This is a genomic window from Nocardioides potassii, from assembly GCF_021648885.1.
Classification (GTDB): Bacteria; Actinomycetota; Actinomycetes; order Propionibacteriales; family Nocardioidaceae; genus Nocardioides; species Nocardioides potassii.
In genome coordinates this window covers 522,522-539,399 of sequence record NZ_JAKJHZ010000007.1, presented here as the reverse complement: position 1 = coordinate 539,399, position 16,878 = coordinate 522,522, and the positions used below count along the sequence as shown (strand labels likewise).

The 16,878-nt window shown below is 72.5% G+C and carries 15 protein-coding genes; 7 read left to right on the top strand and 8 right to left on the bottom strand.

What is annotated here, in order from left to right; genetic code table 11:
- Positions 1-8 precede the first annotated feature (8 nt).
- Together L2K70_RS13320 and L2K70_RS13315 are read left to right on the top strand one after the other, a co-directional pair.
- Entirely contained in the window at positions 9-872 is an 864-nt protein-coding gene (locus L2K70_RS13320; protein WP_308195810.1) for a response regulator transcription factor, read from the top strand.
- 155 nt (positions 873-1,027) lie between these two features.
- A complete protein-coding gene (locus L2K70_RS13315) occupies positions 1,028-1,798 on the top strand; it encodes a response regulator transcription factor (RefSeq protein ID WP_236402636.1) in 771 nt (256 codons plus the stop codon).
- Positions 1,799-1,884: 86 nt separating this feature from the next.
- Here the strand turns inward: L2K70_RS13315 and L2K70_RS13310 are convergent, their stop codons facing one another.
- Genes L2K70_RS13310 through L2K70_RS13295 form a run of 4 tightly spaced genes read right to left on the bottom strand, consistent with a single transcriptional unit; the run spans position 1,885 to position 8,865 of the window.
- Positions 1,885-4,953 carry an FtsX-like permease family protein gene (locus L2K70_RS13310; RefSeq protein ID WP_236402635.1) on the bottom strand — a complete coding sequence of 1,023 codons (3,069 nt, stop codon included), beginning with the start codon at positions 4,951-4,953 and terminating at the stop codon, positions 1,885-1,887.
- Positions 4,950-7,313, bottom strand: coding sequence for an FtsX-like permease family protein (locus L2K70_RS13305; protein ID WP_236402634.1), 2,364 nt, complete (start codon positions 7,311-7,313; stop codon positions 4,950-4,952). Before L2K70_RS13305 ends, L2K70_RS13310 begins: the two co-directional genes overlap by 4 nt.
- On the bottom strand, positions 7,310-7,981 hold the full coding sequence (locus L2K70_RS13300; protein ID WP_236402633.1) for an ABC transporter ATP-binding protein: 672 nt from the start codon (positions 7,979-7,981) through the stop codon (positions 7,310-7,312). Before L2K70_RS13300 ends, L2K70_RS13305 begins: the two co-directional genes overlap by 4 nt.
- A complete protein-coding gene (locus L2K70_RS13295; protein WP_236402632.1) occupies positions 7,978-8,865 on the bottom strand; it encodes an ABC transporter ATP-binding protein in 888 nt (295 codons plus the stop codon). The genes L2K70_RS13300 and L2K70_RS13295 overlap by 4 nt, the downstream gene beginning before the upstream one ends.
- Positions 8,866-8,927: 62 nt before the next feature.
- On the opposite strand from L2K70_RS13295, the gene L2K70_RS13290 reads away from it, so the two are divergent.
- From L2K70_RS13290 to L2K70_RS13275, 4 genes are read left to right on the top strand one after another with little or no spacing between them, the layout of a single operon-like run.
- Positions 8,928-9,575: a response regulator transcription factor gene (locus L2K70_RS13290; protein WP_236402631.1), complete on the top strand. Its 648-nt coding sequence runs from the start codon at positions 8,928-8,930 to the stop codon at positions 9,573-9,575.
- A gap of 33 nt (positions 9,576-9,608) precedes the next feature.
- Positions 9,609-11,126, top strand: coding sequence for an SDR family NAD(P)-dependent oxidoreductase (locus L2K70_RS13285; protein WP_236402630.1), 1,518 nt, complete (start codon positions 9,609-9,611; stop codon positions 11,124-11,126).
- 13 nt (positions 11,127-11,139) lie between these two features.
- Positions 11,140-11,778, top strand: coding sequence for a hypothetical protein (locus L2K70_RS13280; protein WP_236402629.1), 639 nt, complete (start codon positions 11,140-11,142; stop codon positions 11,776-11,778).
- The gene (locus L2K70_RS13275; protein WP_236402628.1) at positions 11,766-12,248 is read left to right on the top strand and encodes a GNAT family N-acetyltransferase; all 483 of its coding nucleotides are present in this window, start codon (positions 11,766-11,768) and stop codon (positions 12,246-12,248) included. The genes L2K70_RS13280 and L2K70_RS13275 overlap by 13 nt, the downstream gene beginning before the upstream one ends.
- A gap of 244 nt (positions 12,249-12,492) precedes the next feature.
- Here L2K70_RS13275 and L2K70_RS13270 read toward each other — a convergent pair whose 3' ends face one another.
- The 4 genes from L2K70_RS13270 to L2K70_RS13255 all read right to left on the bottom strand — a co-directional run bounded on the left by L2K70_RS13270 (position 12,493) and on the right by L2K70_RS13255 (position 16,268).
- The gene (locus L2K70_RS13270; RefSeq protein ID WP_236402627.1) at positions 12,493-12,852 is read right to left on the bottom strand and encodes a PRC-barrel domain containing protein; all 360 of its coding nucleotides are present in this window, start codon (positions 12,850-12,852) and stop codon (positions 12,493-12,495) included.
- Between the two features lie 85 nt (positions 12,853-12,937).
- Positions 12,938-14,218 carry an HNH endonuclease signature motif containing protein gene (locus L2K70_RS13265; protein ID WP_236402626.1) on the bottom strand — a complete coding sequence of 427 codons (1,281 nt, stop codon included), beginning with the start codon at positions 14,216-14,218 and terminating at the stop codon, positions 12,938-12,940.
- A gap of 818 nt (positions 14,219-15,036) precedes the next feature.
- Positions 15,037-15,807, bottom strand: coding sequence for a meso-2,3-butanediol dehydrogenase (budC, locus tag L2K70_RS13260; protein WP_236402625.1), 771 nt, complete (start codon positions 15,805-15,807; stop codon positions 15,037-15,039).
- Between the two features lie 47 nt (positions 15,808-15,854).
- The gene (locus L2K70_RS13255) at positions 15,855-16,268 is read right to left on the bottom strand and encodes a hypothetical protein (RefSeq protein ID WP_236402624.1); all 414 of its coding nucleotides are present in this window, start codon (positions 16,266-16,268) and stop codon (positions 15,855-15,857) included.
- A gap of 61 nt (positions 16,269-16,329) precedes the next feature.
- Between L2K70_RS13255 and L2K70_RS21710 the strand changes: the two genes are divergently transcribed.
- Positions 16,330-16,875: a TetR/AcrR family transcriptional regulator gene (locus L2K70_RS21710; RefSeq protein ID WP_236402623.1), complete on the top strand. Its 546-nt coding sequence runs from the start codon at positions 16,330-16,332 to the stop codon at positions 16,873-16,875.
- Positions 16,876-16,878: the final 3 nt, after the last annotated feature.

The window sequence follows — 16,878 nt, the reverse complement described above, 5'->3', positions numbered from 1 at the left end:
GCAGGGACGTGGGGTCCCTGTTTTCGGCTCATTTGTGGGGGTTCCACGTGCAAGATCTTCATGCATTGGTCGTCGAAGACGACCCGGACATTTCCTCGGCGCTGGTGGAGACACTGGAGGGCGCGGGTTTCCGCGTGACCTCGGCGCGCGACGGACGGGCAGCAGTGGACGTGGCGGCAGCCGATCCACCGGACCTGGTCACGCTCGACCTGACCCTGCCGCACATGGACGGCATCGAGGTGTGCCGCCGCATCCGGGAGACCAGCGACTGCTACATCGTGATCGTGTCGGCGCGGTCCGACGAGGTGGACAAGCTGATCGGCCTCGAGGTCGGCGCGGACGACTTCGTCCTCAAGCCGTTCTCGCCGCGTGAGCTGCGCGCCCGGGTGGCCGCGCTCTTCCGCCGGCCGCGCTCGGCGATGGGTGGCGAGGAAGCAGCGGCGCCGCACGTGCCGAGCCCGTCGCAGCCCGCCGACGAGCCGACCACGATCAACTGTGGTGCCGGCCTGGTCATCAACTCGGCGCGGCGCGAGGTCCAGATCGACGGCACAATCGTCGAGCTGACCCGCATCGAGTACGACGTCCTGGAGTACCTCGCCACGCACCTGTCGCGGGTCTGCACCCGCGAGGAGATGGTGCTGTCCATCTGGAGCAGCGCGCTCACCCACGACCACCACCTGGTGGACGTCCACGTGGCCAACCTGCGCGGCAAGCTCCGTCGGCACTCCGACGCCACCTGGATCCACACCATCCGCGGCATCGGCTACCGGATGGACCGCGAGGACCAGCCGCAGGAGCGCCGCGCCGGCGGCGGCCCCTACCTCGTCGCGCGGATCGACTCGGAGGACTGGGCCCGCGGGCTCGACTTCTGACTCCGGACGGCGTTCCTCCCGAGGGACGGAAAACGAACACGAGCCGGGCCACTCCCCCTAGCATCGGGAGTGGCTCGGCTGTGTGCGCTGCGTGCACCCGCGCTTCCGGGGCGCGACCACGTGCCCCCTACGCTCTTCATCCGGGGGGATGACACATGGACAACCGACGCACGGCAGTCGTGGTCGAGGACGACCGCGACGTCGGCGACGCCATCTCCGGGCTGCTGCTCAAGGCTGGCTTCGACGTCTCGGTCGCGGGCAACGGTGCTGACGCGCTCGCGATGATCCGCGACGAGCGCCCCGACCTGGTGACGCTCGACCTGACCCTGCCCGACATCGACGGCGTCGAGGTCTGCCGGCAGGTGCGTCTGGTCAGCGACTGCTACGTCATCGTCGTCAGTGGCCGCTCGGCGGAGCTCGACCGGCTGATCGGGCTCGAGGTCGGCGCCGACGACTACCTGGTCAAGCCGTTCTCGATGCGCGAGCTCCAGGCCCGCGTGGCCGCGCTGTTCCGCCGACCGCGCATCAGCGACCTGGTGACGCCCGACGCGACGCCGGCCCCGAACGGGGTGCCGGAGGCGGTCCAGGACTCGCGCCCCTTCGACGGCCCCGAGGGACTGATCGGGTGCGACGACCTGCTCGTCGACGAGCGCGCGCGCGAGGTCCGTGTCGACGGCGCGGAGATCGAGCTGACGCGCACCGAGTTCGACCTGCTCGCCCACCTCATGAACAACCCCGGCGTCGTCGTCGGCCGGCAGGACCTGCTCCGGGCCGTGTGGGCCACCGACTTCGTGCCCGACAGCACCCACGTGGTCGACGTACACCTGGCCAACCTGCGCCGCAAGCTGCGCGAGGCGTCACCCGAGAACCAGTGGATCCGCACGATCCGTGGTGTCGGCTTCCGCTTCGACGCCTGTTGCCCCTGACTTGTCAGGCTCTCCCTACGGTTGTCAGGCGTTGCAACGGCCGACAACGTCAGTGATCCCGGTCAGCCGGGGATCACTTCAGGGGGTCAGCGGGCGTTCTCGCGCAGGGTGGCGCCCCGCGCCCCCCGGACCGTCATCGACGCACTGACGAGCGCGACGGTGCCGAACACGGCGGCCGCGAGGAGCGCGAGCACCACGAGGCGGAGCGGTGAGATGGCGGCCACGAGCGCCGGTGTGGTCGGGTCGTCGGCATAGCCCAGGGTGATGGTGCGCAGCACCACCCACTGGGCGAGCGAGCCGGCGAGGATCCCCGCGAGCGCGGCACTGCCGAGGACGACCGCGAGCTCACGCACGACGGCGATCATCACCGCGGAGCGGGGTACGCCGACCACGCGGAGCGCCGCGGCGTCGCGGCGCCGGGCCGGCAGCTGCACGGCCGCGCTGACGAACAGCCCGGCCAGGGCCATCAGCAGGACGAGCGCCGCGACGACGCCGTACAGCCGCAGGGCGAGGGCGTACGCGCTCTGGTCGAGGACCTGCCGCTCCCGGGAGAGCGTCGTGCCGACGGTGAGCCCGGCCTCGGAGAGCGCGTCGGTGATCGCCTTCGGCGTGCCGTCGCGCTCGAGGACGTGGACGGTGACGAGGTTGTCGTAGACCGGGTGGTCGGTGATGAAGGAGGAGTAGTCGACGAGCACGCCGGACGGGCCGGTGAAGGGCATGCCCTCGATCTCGCCGACCGGCTTCACCGGCACCAGGCCGTAGCCCTCGTCGAGCTTGGCGAGCGCTCGCTGCTGGACGCCCGGGCCGGCCAGTGCCGGCCGGTCGCGGGTGATGCCGCCCGCGGTGATGCGTGCCATGCCGACCGAGTCGCCGGTGTCGACGTCCAGGTCGAGCGCTCCCTCGGACTCGCCCATGTCGGTGATCGACGAGCGCACCGCCGGGTCGGGGGTGGGCGTCCAGGCGGCTCCGTCGATGGCCCCCGGGACGGGCTGGCCGTCGACCTCGATGTCGGAGACCCGCAGGGTGCCGGACATCGCGGCATTGGTCCCGGCACCGCCGCCGAGCGTCATGCCCTCCAGCGGACAGCCCTGCCTGCAGAACGGTACCCGGGTGGACCTGGTGGACTCGCCCTCGGGGAACGGGCCGAGGTAGGCCTTCAGCGGTCGGCCGCCGCGGCTGCCGAACCGCACCTCGACCGCCAGCCCGTCCTCCATGGCCCGGTTGTCGACCGTGAGGGAGAGCCTGGTGCCCGTCACCTCGGGGACCTCGCCGCCCGGGCTGATCTCCCGGACCACCTGCTCGACGTCGAGGCCGGGGCTCCAGGTCTCGGGCCACGTGGAGACGCGGGCGAGACGGCTCGAGTCGACGATGGAGAAGTTGGCGCCGGGGTTGGCGGCGCTGGCGGCCGCCATCACCCACTGGCCGTCGGGGTCGACGCGCCGGGTGAGGGCGATGGTCTCCGAGAGGGTCAGCGTGGTGTCCCACGTGGTCGGCGCGGGAGAGACGGTGGCGGCGACGCTCGTGCGCCAGGTCGCAGCCGAGTCGTAGACGCCGACGCCGAAGACCGCGACCGCGATGGCGGCGGTGATCGGCAGGATGACCAAGGTGCCCTCCTGCCGCCTCGAGATCGCTCGCGACGACACGAACCCGCTCAGCGAGCGACCGCGGGACCGCGACGTCCACCACGTGGCGAGGACGGAGGTCAGCTTCGTCGCGGCGAGGCCGGCCACGACGGCAAGGAGCACCGGGAGGACCAGGTCGGTCGCGTCGGGCTTGCCCGGGCCGCTCGCCGACAGCTTGCTGCCGAGCACCGCGACGGCGAGGGCGACGAGCGTCAGCTGCGCGATGACCGACCACCGTCGCGCCGCCACCGGACGTCGTACGCCGCTGAGCTGGGAGGCGAGCGACTCCCGGACCACCAGCCCGACGGCGACGCAGGCGACGGCGAACGCCGCCAGCAGCACGAGCGCGGACGCGGCCCAGCTCGCCCACGGGAGCGGGACCGGCAGACCCGGCACCAGCCAGCTGCGGACCAGCACCACGGACAGGCCGAGGCCGGCGGCGACGCCCAGGGGCGTCGCGACCAGCAGGATGACCAACGGCTCGGCGAGGCCGAGGCCCCACAGCCGCCGGGCGGTCACTCCCCGGAGCGAGGCGAGTGCGAGCTCCGGGACGCGCAGCTCGCTGGCGGCGTTGAGGAGCCGCATCAGCAGGGCGAGGGCCACCAGGACCAGCGACAGCACGGCCGGCGCGATCGAGCTGCGCGCCGTGGACTGCTGGAAGCGCACCTCGGCGACGACGTCACCGAGGGAGTTGGTGCCGTTGTCGCGCAGGGTGCCCCCCTCGACCTCGAGGTCGGTGTCCGACGCCAGCGCCGCGGCCGCGGTCGCGGCGGCGTCGAGCTCGGCCGGGGTGAGGTCGGGACGGATGTCGAGCTGGGTGTCGACGATGACGTTCCACGAGCCGAGCGCCGCGATGGTCCCGGGGGTCGTGATGAGCGGCCCTGGCTGGTACGGCGTGTAGCCGCCGTTGATGGTCGTCTGCTCGTTGGTCCGGGTGAGCCGGCCCGGGATGAGCCAGCTCGTCGCGGTCTCCGGGGTCGTGTAGGTCCCCACCACGACGACGTCGTCGATCGGCGGCCGCGGCAGGCCCAGGGCCTTCACGCCACCGGGCTCGAAGATGTCGAGCGGGAGCGGCTTGCCGAGCTCGGCACCGTTGGCCTCCGCGTCGGCGGCGAGCATGAGGACCTCGCCCTCCTTGCGCGGGCAGCGCCCCTGGACCTCGAGGACGTCGCACGCACCGTCGCGGGCCCAGAAGGTGACGACGCCGCGCAGCGCGCTGAACCGCTCCGACTGCACGGTCGTGACGGACGGTCCCCAAGGCCCCCGGTTGAGGTCGTCGGCCGCCGCGACGGCGTCCTGCTCCGCCTCGTCGATCGAGGACCCGTCGTCCGGGGTGAAGAGGCGGCTGAGGCCGGTGAGGCCGGGCGACGTCTCCTGCAGGCGCGTGACGACGTAGGAGTTCGTGACCGCCTCGGAGAAGACCGGGCCGAGGACCGCGGAGCCGATCGCGAGCACTGTCAGCAGCACGGAGCCGGCGGAGAGGAGGGCACGGGCGCGCAGGCCACGGACGATGGCCCCCAGCAGCTGGATCACCTGGTCTCCTCCTCGCGCAGCAGGCTCGGCCGGGTGGTCGAGGCGCGTACGGCGCGCGCGCGACCGCCGACGAGCACGACCGCGGCGGCCGCGAGGACCGCGGGGACGACCAGCGGGACCAGCCCGGGCGAGGTGTCGAGCGGGATGGCGGCGACGGGCAGCGCGATCAGCGGGAGGCCGGCGAGCAGCAGCGTCACGGCGAGCCAGCCGCCGGCGACGACGGCGCCCAGCACCAGCAACGTCAGCGCGACGAGCTCGGCGCGGCCGGCCCGGCGGGCGGTGCCGACCGAGATCCCGAGCACCCGCAGCGAGGCCACGTCACGGCGGTAGTCGCGCAGGTGGCGCGCGACTCCGGCGCCGAGGGCGAGGAGGGCGACCAGGGCGCAGGCGAGCGCCGTGAGGGCGTACGCCACGGCCTGGGAGCCGCCGTGCGTGTCGCCGAGCCGGTCGCGGACCGTGCCGGACGTCCGCCACGACGTACCGGTCGCCTCCGCGACCTGGTCGAGCATGGCCTCCGGCGTGCCGGCGGCGGCGACGATCTGCACCTCCGCGGCCGGGACGGTCGGGTCGGACCCGACCCCCGAGGTCGGGAGGTCCGACAGGACGCCGATGCTGCCGAGGAGGGGCATCGTCCGTGCGACGCCCAGGACGTCGGTCGCGCGCTCGTCACCACCGAGGTCGAGTGCCTGCGCCACCTCCTCGTCCGCGACGATCACGGGCACCGGGGCGTTGCGCGACTCGTTGATCAGGCGGAGCGCGGAGTTGGGCAGGAGCGAGAGCTCGAGCGCGTCGGGCAGGTTGACCAGCAGCATCCGGTCGATCGTGTCCGGCGGGAGGAACCGGTCCCCGAGCGCCGCCGCCACCGAGGAGGGGTCGGGCAACCACGTGGATCGCGCCAGGTTGGTGTCGCCGACGGAGATGGACCCGACCCGCACGTGGAACGGGTCGAGCGAGTAGACGCCGCTCAGGTCGCGCGACACCTCGAGCCCGGTGACCAGGCACCCGTCCGCGCAGTCCCGCAGCCGGACCGACTTCTCGACCCGGACGCCCCGGCGGGCGAACCCGACCGTGGCCGTCGCTGTGCCCGACACGTTGCCGGTGCTGACGTAGGACAGCCGCACCACGAGCCGGCTCGCCTGGGGTGGGCCCAGCGGGGTGCCGTCGGGATCGGTGAACGCCTGGGGCGGGGGCAGCGTCGTCGCGGTCGCCGCGACGCTGAGCCGGTCGCCCGTCACCTGGAGCGGTACGGCGCCGGTGGCGAGGCGGTCGATCGCGTCGGACGCGGCCCGCGCCGGCGTGCCGTCGTAGAAGCCGCCGACGACGTCGTCCCAGCGGCCGGCGTCGACGTAGGCGCGACGCTCGGCGAGGCGCGCCTCGTTGCGGACGATCGCGGTGGCGATCAGGTGGTCGCCCTCCGGGTCGACCCGCTCGGTGAGGTCGACCGCGCCCATGGCGCCGACGTCCGTGGCCTCGATCGTGCGGGCTCCCGGCACCTCGACGCCGGCCTGCTCGTCGGTCCACCGGCTCACGCTGACGGCGCCGCTCAGGGCGAGCGCGCCGACCACGGCGGCGGCCACCACGAGCCGTACGGGGGTGACCAGGTCGTCGGCCCGGGCGAGGCGGCGCGCGGCGAGGAACGCCCCCATGCCGCGGCGCTCCGTCACCGGGGTCAGACCGCGGGCCGCGATCCGGACGAGCCAGATCGCGACCTGGCCGAGCGCGAGCCCGACCAGCGCCGGCCCGAGCAGGACGACCACGTCGGGGTCGCCGTCGGACGACCTGCTGCGGTAGGCGGCGACGCCGGCGCCGACGAGCACCAGGACGCTGAGGAAGATCGCGAGGGTGGTGGCTCGGCGGGGTCGGCGACGGGTGGAGACCTGGACCGCGAGCGGCTCGCGGAGCGCGGCGGCGGCGGAGAGGCCGACGATGACGAGCGCCGCGCCGGCGATGGCGGCCGCGGCGAGGAGCGCGGGCTGCTGGAGCGGGGGGGCGGCCTCGCCTAGCCAGGTCCCGGTCGCCAGGACCGTGCCGACCGCGCCCACTGCCAGGCCGAGCAGCGTGCCGACGACGATCGCGAGCAGGGGCTCGACGAGGAGGAAGCGCCACAGGCGGACCCCGTGGATGCCGCGGAGCCGGGCGAGGCCGATCTCCTCGCGGCGGGCCACCGCGAGCTCGGCCCCGATGCTGGGTACGGCGACCGCGCCCAGCAGCAGCAGCGGCGCTGTCAGCCAGCGCGACGTACGGGCCGCCTCCGCGAACTGCAGCACCGTGACCGCCCCCGCGACGACCACCAGCGCCATCAGCACGAGCGTCGTCAGCGCACCGCGACGACTCCACGCGCCCCGGAGGACACGGCTCATCTGACGACCCGGCCCTCGTCGAGCGCGACGTGGAGGTCGCAGGCCTCGACGACGGCAGGGTCGTGGGTCGCGACGACCACGATGGCGCCGCGGGCGGCCTCCTCGCGCAGCTCGCCCAGCACGACACCGCGGTTGCCCTCGTCGAGCTCGGACGTGGGCTCGTCGGCGAGCAGGACGTCGGCGCCCACCACGAAGCCACGGGCGCAGGCCACGCGCTGCATCTGGCCTCCGGACAGCTCCTCGACCTGGCGCTCGCCGAGGTCGGCGATGCCGAAGCGGGCGAGCGCGGCCTCCGCCGCCTCGTCGGCGTCGGCGGGAGCGGTGCCCCGGGCGCGCAGCGCGATCGAGACGTTCTCGCGCGCGGACAGGATCGGGACCAGGCCGTAGACCTGGAGGATGAAGGCCACCTCGGGCCGCGGGTCGCCGCTGCCGGTCCACATGTCCTGACCAGCCAGCTCGGCGGTGCCGGACGTCGCCTGGAGCAGACCGCCGGCGATCGACAGCAGGGTGGTCTTGCCGGACCCGCTCGGTCCGGACAGCGCGGTCACCTTGCCGGCCGGGAAGGTCACGCTCACGTCGTCGAGCAGCGTGCGCCCGGCGACGTACGTGATCGACTCGAGCGCGAGGCCGCCGACCGCGTCGCGCCCGCTGAAGCCGCCGAGGGTCACGACGCGGCCCCCTCGCTGCTCGCGCGGGTCACGATGATCCGACCCTGCTCGTCGTCCTCGAAGCGCACGAGCGTCCCGGGGGGCCACTCGGCGGCGATGTGGCCGGGCAGGTGGAGGACGCCGTCCTCGCCCACGACGGCGTACTCCGAGCCGCCGTGCCCCTCGGCCCCGACGCGGCCGCCCTTCATCGTGACCGTGCGCGGGAACGTGGCGGCGACCTCGGGCTGGTGCGTGACCACCACGATCGTGGTGCCGAAGTCGTCGCCGAGCGAGTGGATCAGGTGGAGCACGTGGTCGCGGTCGGCGTGGCTGAGCTGGCTGGTCGGCTCGTCCGCGAGCAGCAGCCGCGGTGCGGTCGAGACGGCGCAGGCGAGGGCGAGCCGCTGGCGCTGGCCGCCCGACATCGTCGAGACGACCTGGTCGGCCTGGTCGACGAGACCGACGCGGTCGAGCAGCTCGACGTCGACCAGCGCGTCGTCGCGGTCGCTGCCGGACAGCGAGAGGCGGGCGAAGGCGATGTTCTGGCGCGCGGTGGCGTAGGGCAGCAGGTTGCGCGTCGCGCCCTGGAGCATCGTCGAGACCTGGCGCGAGCGGATCCGGGCGAGGTAGCGCTCCCCCATCCGCGAGACCTCCTCGTCGCCGAGGAAGATCCTGCCGGCGCTGGGGCGCTGGATGCCGCCGAGGAGCGCGAGGAGGGTCGACTTGCCCGAGCCGCTCGGGCCGAGGAAGGCGACGCGCTCGCCGGGGCGGATCGTCAGGTCGACGCCGCGCAGGGCGACGACGTCGTGACCGCCGAACGTCTTGTAGAGGTGGACGACCCCCTCGCACCGGATGCCGAGGCCGCCGGTGCGGGTCTCCTCGACCGCAGCCGTACTTCCCCGCACGTTCTCCCCATTCTCCGGCGAAACAAGGGCTTCAACATACATAACTGCCGTACGGTCAGCGCATGGTGATTCGGGTGGCCCTGGTCAACGACGACGAGGTCGTCGTGCGCGGGCTGGATGCCATGATGCGCAACTACACGCACCGCGTCGAGGTGGTCGAGCTGGTGGCCGGCAAGCCGGTCGCGCAGCCGGTCGACGTCGCCCTCTACGACACCTTCGGGATGGGCCAGGGCAACGGCACCGCGGTGCAGCGGCTCGTCGAGAGCCCGCAGGTGCGCAGCGTGGCCGTCTACACCTGGAACTTCCAGCCGTGGCTCACCCGCGACACCCTCAACACCGGCGTGCGCGGCTACCTCTCCAAGAGCCTGCCGGCCTCCCGGCTCGTCGACGCGCTGCACCAGATCTCGGCCGGTCAGGTCGTCGTCTCGCCGTCGCGCGGGCGGTCCTCGCTCGTCGGCGGCGACTGGCCCGGACGCGAGGAGGGCCTGACCGCGCGTGAGGCCGAGGTGCTCTCGCTGATCACGATGGGGCTCAGCAACCAGGAGATCGCCGAGCGCACCCTGCTCTCCCTCAACTCGATCAAGTCCTACATCCGCTCGGCCTACCGCAAGATCGGCGTCGACTCCCGCTCGAAGGCCGTGCTCTGGGGCGTCGAGCACGGCATGCGCGCCGACCGGGTCCGGATCAGCGGCTCCCCCGCTCGCGACTGAAGGATCCGCGCTCCTCCGCCGTACCCTCCTCCGGTGAAGAACGAGCACCACCCGGGCATCGACCCCGCCGACCTCGAGGCGACCCTGCGGGTGCTGTCGACGCTCCACGAGCTGCCCGGCGACCACCCGGACCACGTCACGGTCAAGCGGGCGGCGTCGCACATGTACAAGGCGATCAAGTCCGAGCGGAAGCTGGCCAGGCGGGCCGCCGACCTCGCGCACGACCGCGCCATCATCGAGCGTACGGCGACCGGGTCGCCCATGCGCATCGACGACGAGACCGCCGGCATCCCGCTCGTCTCCACGACGACCGGCGCCTTCGCCGGCGAGCTGATCACCCCGCGCGGCTGCTACATCTGCAAGCACGACTTCACCCTCGTCGACGCGTTCTACCACTGGCTCTGCCCGACCTGCGCCGCGATGAGCCACGCCAAGCGTGACCAGCGCACGGACCTCACCGGCAAGCGCGCGCTGCTCACCGGCGGTCGCGCGAAGATCGGGATGTACATCGCGCTACGCCTCCTGCGCGACGGCGCGCACACCACGATCACGACGCGCTTCCCCAAGGACGCCGTACGCCGCTTCGCCGCCCTGGAGGACGCGGCCGACTGGCTGCACCGGCTCAAGGTCGTCGGGATCGACCTGCGCGACCCGACCCAGGTCGTCTCGCTGACCGACGACGTGGCGGCCGACGGCCCGCTCGACATCATCATCAACAACGCCTGCCAGACCGTACGACGCCTCCCGGGCGCGTACTCCCACCTCATCGACGGCGAGAACGCTCCCCTGCCGACGGCCGAGTCCCTCGGCGTGGCCGAGCTCCCCGAGATGGTCACCTTTGACCGGATCTCCGAGGCCCACCCGGCGGTGATCGCCGGTCCCCTGTCGGCGACGGCGGTCGCGCACCACGACGGCGAGTCGCCGGAGCACGCGCTGGCCGCCCACAACGCGGCGTCCCTGACCGCCCTGGCACTGAAGGCGGGCGGGGCGTCCCTCGACGCCCACCTCGCCGGGACCGCCATCGACGCCGGCGGCCTGATCCCCGACATCCAGGACAACAACTCCTGGACCCAGGTGCTCGACGAGGTCGACCCGCTGGAGCTGCTCGAGGTGCAGTTCTGCAACTCGATCGCGCCGTTCCTCATCAACTCACGGCTGCGGCCGGCGCTGCGCGCGGCCGTGCAGGGCGGCGCGCGCCGGGCGTACATCGTCAACGTCTCGGCGATGGAGGGTCAGTTCGGGGGGCGCCGCTACAAGGGCGCGGGCCACCCGCACACCAACATGGCGAAGGCCGCGCTCAACATGATGACCCGCACCTCGGCGGGCGAGCTGTTCGAGACCGACGGCATCCTGATGACGGCTGTCGACACCGGCTGGATCACCGACGAGCGCCCGCACCACGACAAGCTCCGCATCGCTGCGGAGGGCTGGCACGCCCCGCTCGACCTCGTCGACGGCGCCGCCCGTGTCTACGACCCGATCGTGCGCGGCGAGGCGGGCACCGACCTCCACGGCGTCTTCCTCAAGGACTACCAGCCCGCGCCCTGGTGACAGACTTCGCCGCATGACCCATCTCGAGACGCCCGAGGAGTTCCACGCCCGCGTCGCAGCCGCGACCGACGACGAGGGCCGGCTGGCGGTGGCGATCGAGGAGATGCCGGGCTGGTTCATCTACCCCTACGAGCTCGACGGGCTGCGGATCAAGCCCCTCGAGCCGCTCGAGGACGCCGAGCCGCCCCGTCAGGGCGAGGACCCGGCCGACTGCTCGTGCCGGCAGGAGGAGACGCCCGAGCACGCGGCCCGGATCGCCTGGGCCAACGAGCGCTGGCAGCTCGTCGAGGTCGAGATGAAGCTGCCGGTCACCTTCGTGCTCAGGCCGCGCGCCCACCACGACCTGGCGGACCTGCCCGACGACCTCGCCTCCGAGATGGGCGTGCTCATGGTGGCGATCACGGCGGCCGTCGAGAGCCTGCCGAGCGTCGGGCGCTGCCACGTCGGTCGGTACGGCGACGGCGGCGCGCACCTGCACCCGTTCTTCTTCGGTCGTCCCGCGCGCATGTCCCAGCTGCGCGGCTCACCGCTGCTCGACTGGGAGGAGAACCTCCCGCCGGTGCCGGAGGAGGTCCGCCGGGCCAACGCCGCACACGTCGGGCGCCGCCTGGTCGAGCGCTTCGGGGGCACCGGACCCGCGTGGGAGGCCTGAGCCGGGTGGACGTCACCATCCGCGCGGCGACCGCGGACGACGTGGCCTTCCTGACCGACGTCGTGGTCGAGGCGACGTACGACCAGGGGCGCTTCCCCGACGACTTCGACGAGGTCGACTTCCGGGCGGGTTTCGGCGCGTGGACCGCCGAGCAGGTCCGCGGCGAGCTCGACGGCTCGTCGACCTCGGTGGTGGAGGTCGACGGCGTCCGCGCCGGGCGGCTGCGCGTCGTACGCCGTCGCGACCTGGTCGAGATCGCGGGACTCCAGCTGCTGCCGGAGCGCCAGTCGCAGGGCGTCGGTCGCACGGTGGTCGAGACGATCGTCCAGCAGGCGCGCGCGGACCGGCTGCCGGTCGAGCTCGGTGTCGAGAAGGACAACCCCCGGGCTCGGGCGTTCTGGGAGCGCTGCGGCTTCGACTACGTCGGCGAGGACCAGGACGAGCACCGGCTGCGCCTCGCGCCTCGCTGACACCCCGCACGTCGCCGCAGCTGGTGGCTCATCGGCCCTGGAGACGGGGGGACGGACCAGGGCCGATGAGCGACGCCGACCGCGGTGGGGATCGCGCTGATCTTTGGGGGGTGCGCCCACGGAGGCGTGCGGGGAATCTAACGGCGCGGGTCCACGGACGTCAGCACCGTTGACGAGTTCTTTCGAGCAACTGGCAGGAGCGGCCGGACCGCTCACCTCTGGGGATGGGTTCCCGACGCTCGGGTCAACCTCTCGTGTACGGCGTGTAGTAGTCGCCGTGGCGCTCACGTTGCCGGGTCCGCGTGTCCTCATCAGCCCAGTCGGACTCGTCGTAGTCCGGTGCGGCCTTCACCTGGTCCTTGCTCATGCTCACCACGATCCGCTTCGCCTCGTGGTCCATGCCGACGACGACGCCGGCGGGAATCACCCGCTTCTTGCCGAAGATCCAGAAGCCGGTGTCGACGACCAGCCACTGCGCGGACGCATCGGTGCTCGCCGCGTCAACCTTGCCGATGGTGCCGCCGTCGGCCTCCACCTCATAGCCGACGAGGTCGCGGTCCTCGCTCCACTCGGCGTCGCGGTAGCTCCAGATGGTGTCGTTCATGTGCGCCTCCCAGGGGTCGGGTCGTACCGGACCTTCGACGCAACCACGCCCGGTAGTGCCGGGACATCACCCGACGGGAGGGTGCCTATCTGCGTCGGTGGAAGCGCAGGTCACCGTTGGCGAGACGGTCCAGTCGGAACCGCGCATCGTGGGCGCGATGGTGGTGGTGGGTGCAGAGCAGCTCGCCGTCCGCGAGGTCGGTGCGCCCGCCCTCGGCCCACGGATCTCGTCCGTGGTGGGCCTCGCGCCAGGCGCCAGGGACGTCACACCCCTCGGCGCGGCAGGTCCGGTCGCGGATGACGAGGGCCTTGCGCTGCGCGGGGCCGAAGAGTCGGCGGCTGCGGCCGAGGTCGAGCGGGAGGCCGTCGCCACCGAGGACGGCCGGCAGGATCGCAGCGGTGCAGGCGAGTCGTCGTACCTCCGAGGCGGTCAGGCGGTCGCCGGTGAGGTCGTCACCGGGCACGAGGCCTGCGCCGACGAGGTCGGCGGCCGCCAGATCGGCCTTGAGGGAGGCGAGCGGGATCGTGACGATCACCGTCGTCGCGTCGCCACCGTGGACCGGGAGGCGACGGGGGTCGATGGCCTCGAGCAGCTGGGCGAACGCCTGGCCGAGCCGCTTGGCGTACGGCGCGCGTGCGACCGGGTCGCTCGCAGGCGCCTCGCCGGTGGTCCTCTCGACTCGCGGGTTGCTGTAGGCCTCGAGGTAGGTCGCGAACCGGGTGCCCAGCGCGTCGGGGACCCGGCCGGAGATACGCGTCGTGCCATCGCCCAGGCGGCGCAGGGTGAGGCGGATGCGGTCGGCGGCGTCGGCCTCGAGGTCGGCCAGCCGAGCGGCCTCGACCGCCTCGGCGATCTCGGGGGCGACGACGTCGAGGATGCGGCGCCCGATCCGGCCGAGCTCCTTCGGCCCGAACTCGGCGGCCTGCGCCACGAGGTGTGCCTCGGCCCGCTCCACCGTCTCGGCGTCGACGGAGGAGGGGAGGGCATCGACGGCTCGGTGGATCACGTGCGCCTGCGCCAACGTGACCGACCCGTCTCGCATCGCCTGCGCCACGAGAGCGCGGTCGCGGTCGAGCGCGCCGGCGAGGGCGAGGTCGGCCCGGGCGTCCGCGAAGCGGGTGCGCGTCTCCTTCGCCAGCCAGCCCGCGGCGTCCTTGGCCGCGGTCTCGTGCACCAGCTCCCCCGCGTCGGCCAGGATGCGCAATCGCAGCTCGGCCAGCTGCGCCTCCGCCCGCACGAGCTCGGTGAGCACCGCGGCCTTGTCGGCGGTCGTCATGAACGTCGGGTTGGCGTCCGCCACAGACTTCAGCGTGGACCGTACGTCGGTGGCCGCTGCCACGATCGGGTGCACCACCTGCTCGGTCACGGTCGGCCTCCTCTCGACGACGGGTCGCCACGCGCACGCGTGACGGACAACGGTCGTCGCTCCTGGAGGCCCGGACACCGGGCTATTACTCACCCTCGCAACTCGCCCACCTCACAACCGGGAATGCGCATCGCCTGGACGATGGCCCGGAGGCTAGGGACGTGACACCCACGATACCGTCGGGCGCATTATTCGTCAATATGTTCGACTAGATCGTCAGCTGCCGGTTGCAGCCATCTCGGTCACTGCAAGCCGCAAGTCGGCCGAGTGGCGAATGCCCAGGCGCACCATTCACGGAACGAGCGGATCGCGGCCGATTCGGATGCTCGTCACACTGGTCCTCAGTTGCGGTTCATCGCCGTGTTGAAGGGCAATCTGCTGATCGGCAGATCCGCGCGCTCAACGCAGCAGATCTGGATGTCTGAGCTCCTCTCGGCAGGTGTCGGCCGAGTGCGACAGACTGCCCCCTGTGAGGGCCAATGCGCTTCTGAGAACCACGGTCCTCGCATGCGTCGTGGCCTCGCTCAGCGCGTGCAGCGGCGCCCGAGCCGTCGACGGCGGTGACGCAACCGTGCTGGTTGCCGAACGACGACGCCTTGCACCTCCGCGCCCTGCTGCACGTCGCCGTTCACCTGCGGCGGGTGCGAGTGCACGCACCAGGTCTCACTGGCCACGACACTGAGGGCATGAGAGGCCGCTGCCGCATCCGCACACCGGCAGATCCGGACGTCGCCGGCATCCCCGGCAGGCAGCGAGACGACTCACGTCAGCCCGACGCCTGTGGACGATCGGGGCGCTTCGTCCGAGGTGAGGCCCGGTCAGTGCGCCTGACCCGTGCTCGCGGACGTGCCGCCGTCGACGGGCAGCCAGGCGCCGGTGATGTAGGCGGCATCCGGGCTGGCCAGGAACAACACCGCCGGCGCGATGTCCTCGGGTCGCCCGGGACGGCCCAGCGCGATCCTGTTGGTGGCCGCGGCGAGAGCCTCGTCGTCGTCCTCGACGGCCCGGGTCAGGTCGGTGATCGTCAGAGCGGGGGCGACGGCGTTGAGCCTCACTCCGCGCGGGCCGTAGTCGAGGGCGAGCGACTGCACGAAGTTCATGATCGCGGCCTTGGTGGCGTTGTAGGCGGCCTGCGACCAGTCGCCGCGCATCCCCGAGACCGAGCCCACCACGACGAGGTTGCCGCCCGAGCGCTCCAGCTCGGGCAGCGCGTGGCGGGCGACGTGGACGAAACCGTCGATGTTGGTCCCGCGGATCGCCTGCCACTCCTCGAGGGCGAGGTCGTCGAAAGCACCGTTCGTGTAGGCCGCGGCGTTGTTGACGACGACGTCGAGGGACCCGAACCGGCCCACCGCGGCGCGCACCATGGCAGCCGCCGAGTCGTCGTCAGCGACATCGGCCACGACGGCGAGCGTGCGATCGGCGGGATGTCCGGCCAGGACCTCGTCGAGCTTCTCCTGACGGCGGCCGCTGACGACGACGTTCGCCCCGTTGTCGAGGAAGGCTTCAGCGATGGCGCGGCCGATCCCGGTACCGCCGCCGGTGACGAGCACGGTGCGACCGGTGAAGTCGTAGGTGTTGGAGGTCATGTCGTGCTCAACCGCACGCGTGCCCGAGGCCTTCCCGCTGGCCCGTGTCAGGTGCTCGCGAAGGTGGCCGCGATGCACACGCCGAGACAGCTGAAGTAGACGACGCCTGCGAAGAGCGCATGGAAGGCCACCCGCCACGGCATCCGGCCTCGGAGGATCGCCGCGACGGCGACCGGGTAGTTGCGCCGCTTCGAGGTCGTGCCGGTCCGGCGCTGCACGCGGGCCAACAGCATCGTGTCGCCGTAGGTGTTGCCGACCGTGATGGCCGCGAACGCCGCCCACGCAGGAACGAGACTCCCGGAGACCACGAACGCGATCCACGTCGCGAGCCCGAGGATCGATGACGCGATGTGGGTCGAGACGGTCGGCACGCCGCGACGGCCGCCGCGCCACCAGGTGACCGCGAGCGACGCTCCCACTGCTGCCTGAACCACGAAGGCGAGGAGGACGACGTACGTCATCGAACCAAGCTACTACGAGCGTAGTGGTCTGTCACTACACCCGTAGTGTTACGGTGCGACTGTGGCGACCACCAAGGACCGCGCGCTACGCGCGGCAGTCGAGGAGGTCGGCGCCCACGGGATCCGTGCACTCACGCACGCGCGCGTCGACGCGCGGGCCGGCCTGCCGAAGGGTTCCACCTCCAACTGGTTCCGCACGAGGGCTGCCCTCGTCGCCGGAGTCGTCGCGCATCTCGCCGACGAGGAGCGGGCCATGTCGCCCGACGCCGAGGTGGCGACCGTCGACGACCTGGTCGACGTCGTCTGCGTGATGGTCGAGCGAGCCTCTGGACCCGAGGCCGCCCGGACGCGGGTGCGACTGGCTCTCTCCCTCGAGGCGGCGCACAGCCCCGATCTTCGTCGCCCGCTGCGCGAGCAGCGCGATCTCTTCGTGGCGTGGGCGGCGGAGCTGCTGGCGCAGGTGGGCGCTCAGCACCCGCTGGAGGCTGCCCGCATGCTGCTCGCGTGCGCCAACGGGCTGCTCTTCCACCGGCTCACCGTCGAGCCCGACGTCGAGATCCGTCCGGTGATCGAGCGCTGCGTACGAGCATGCACCGGTGAGCACTGAGGC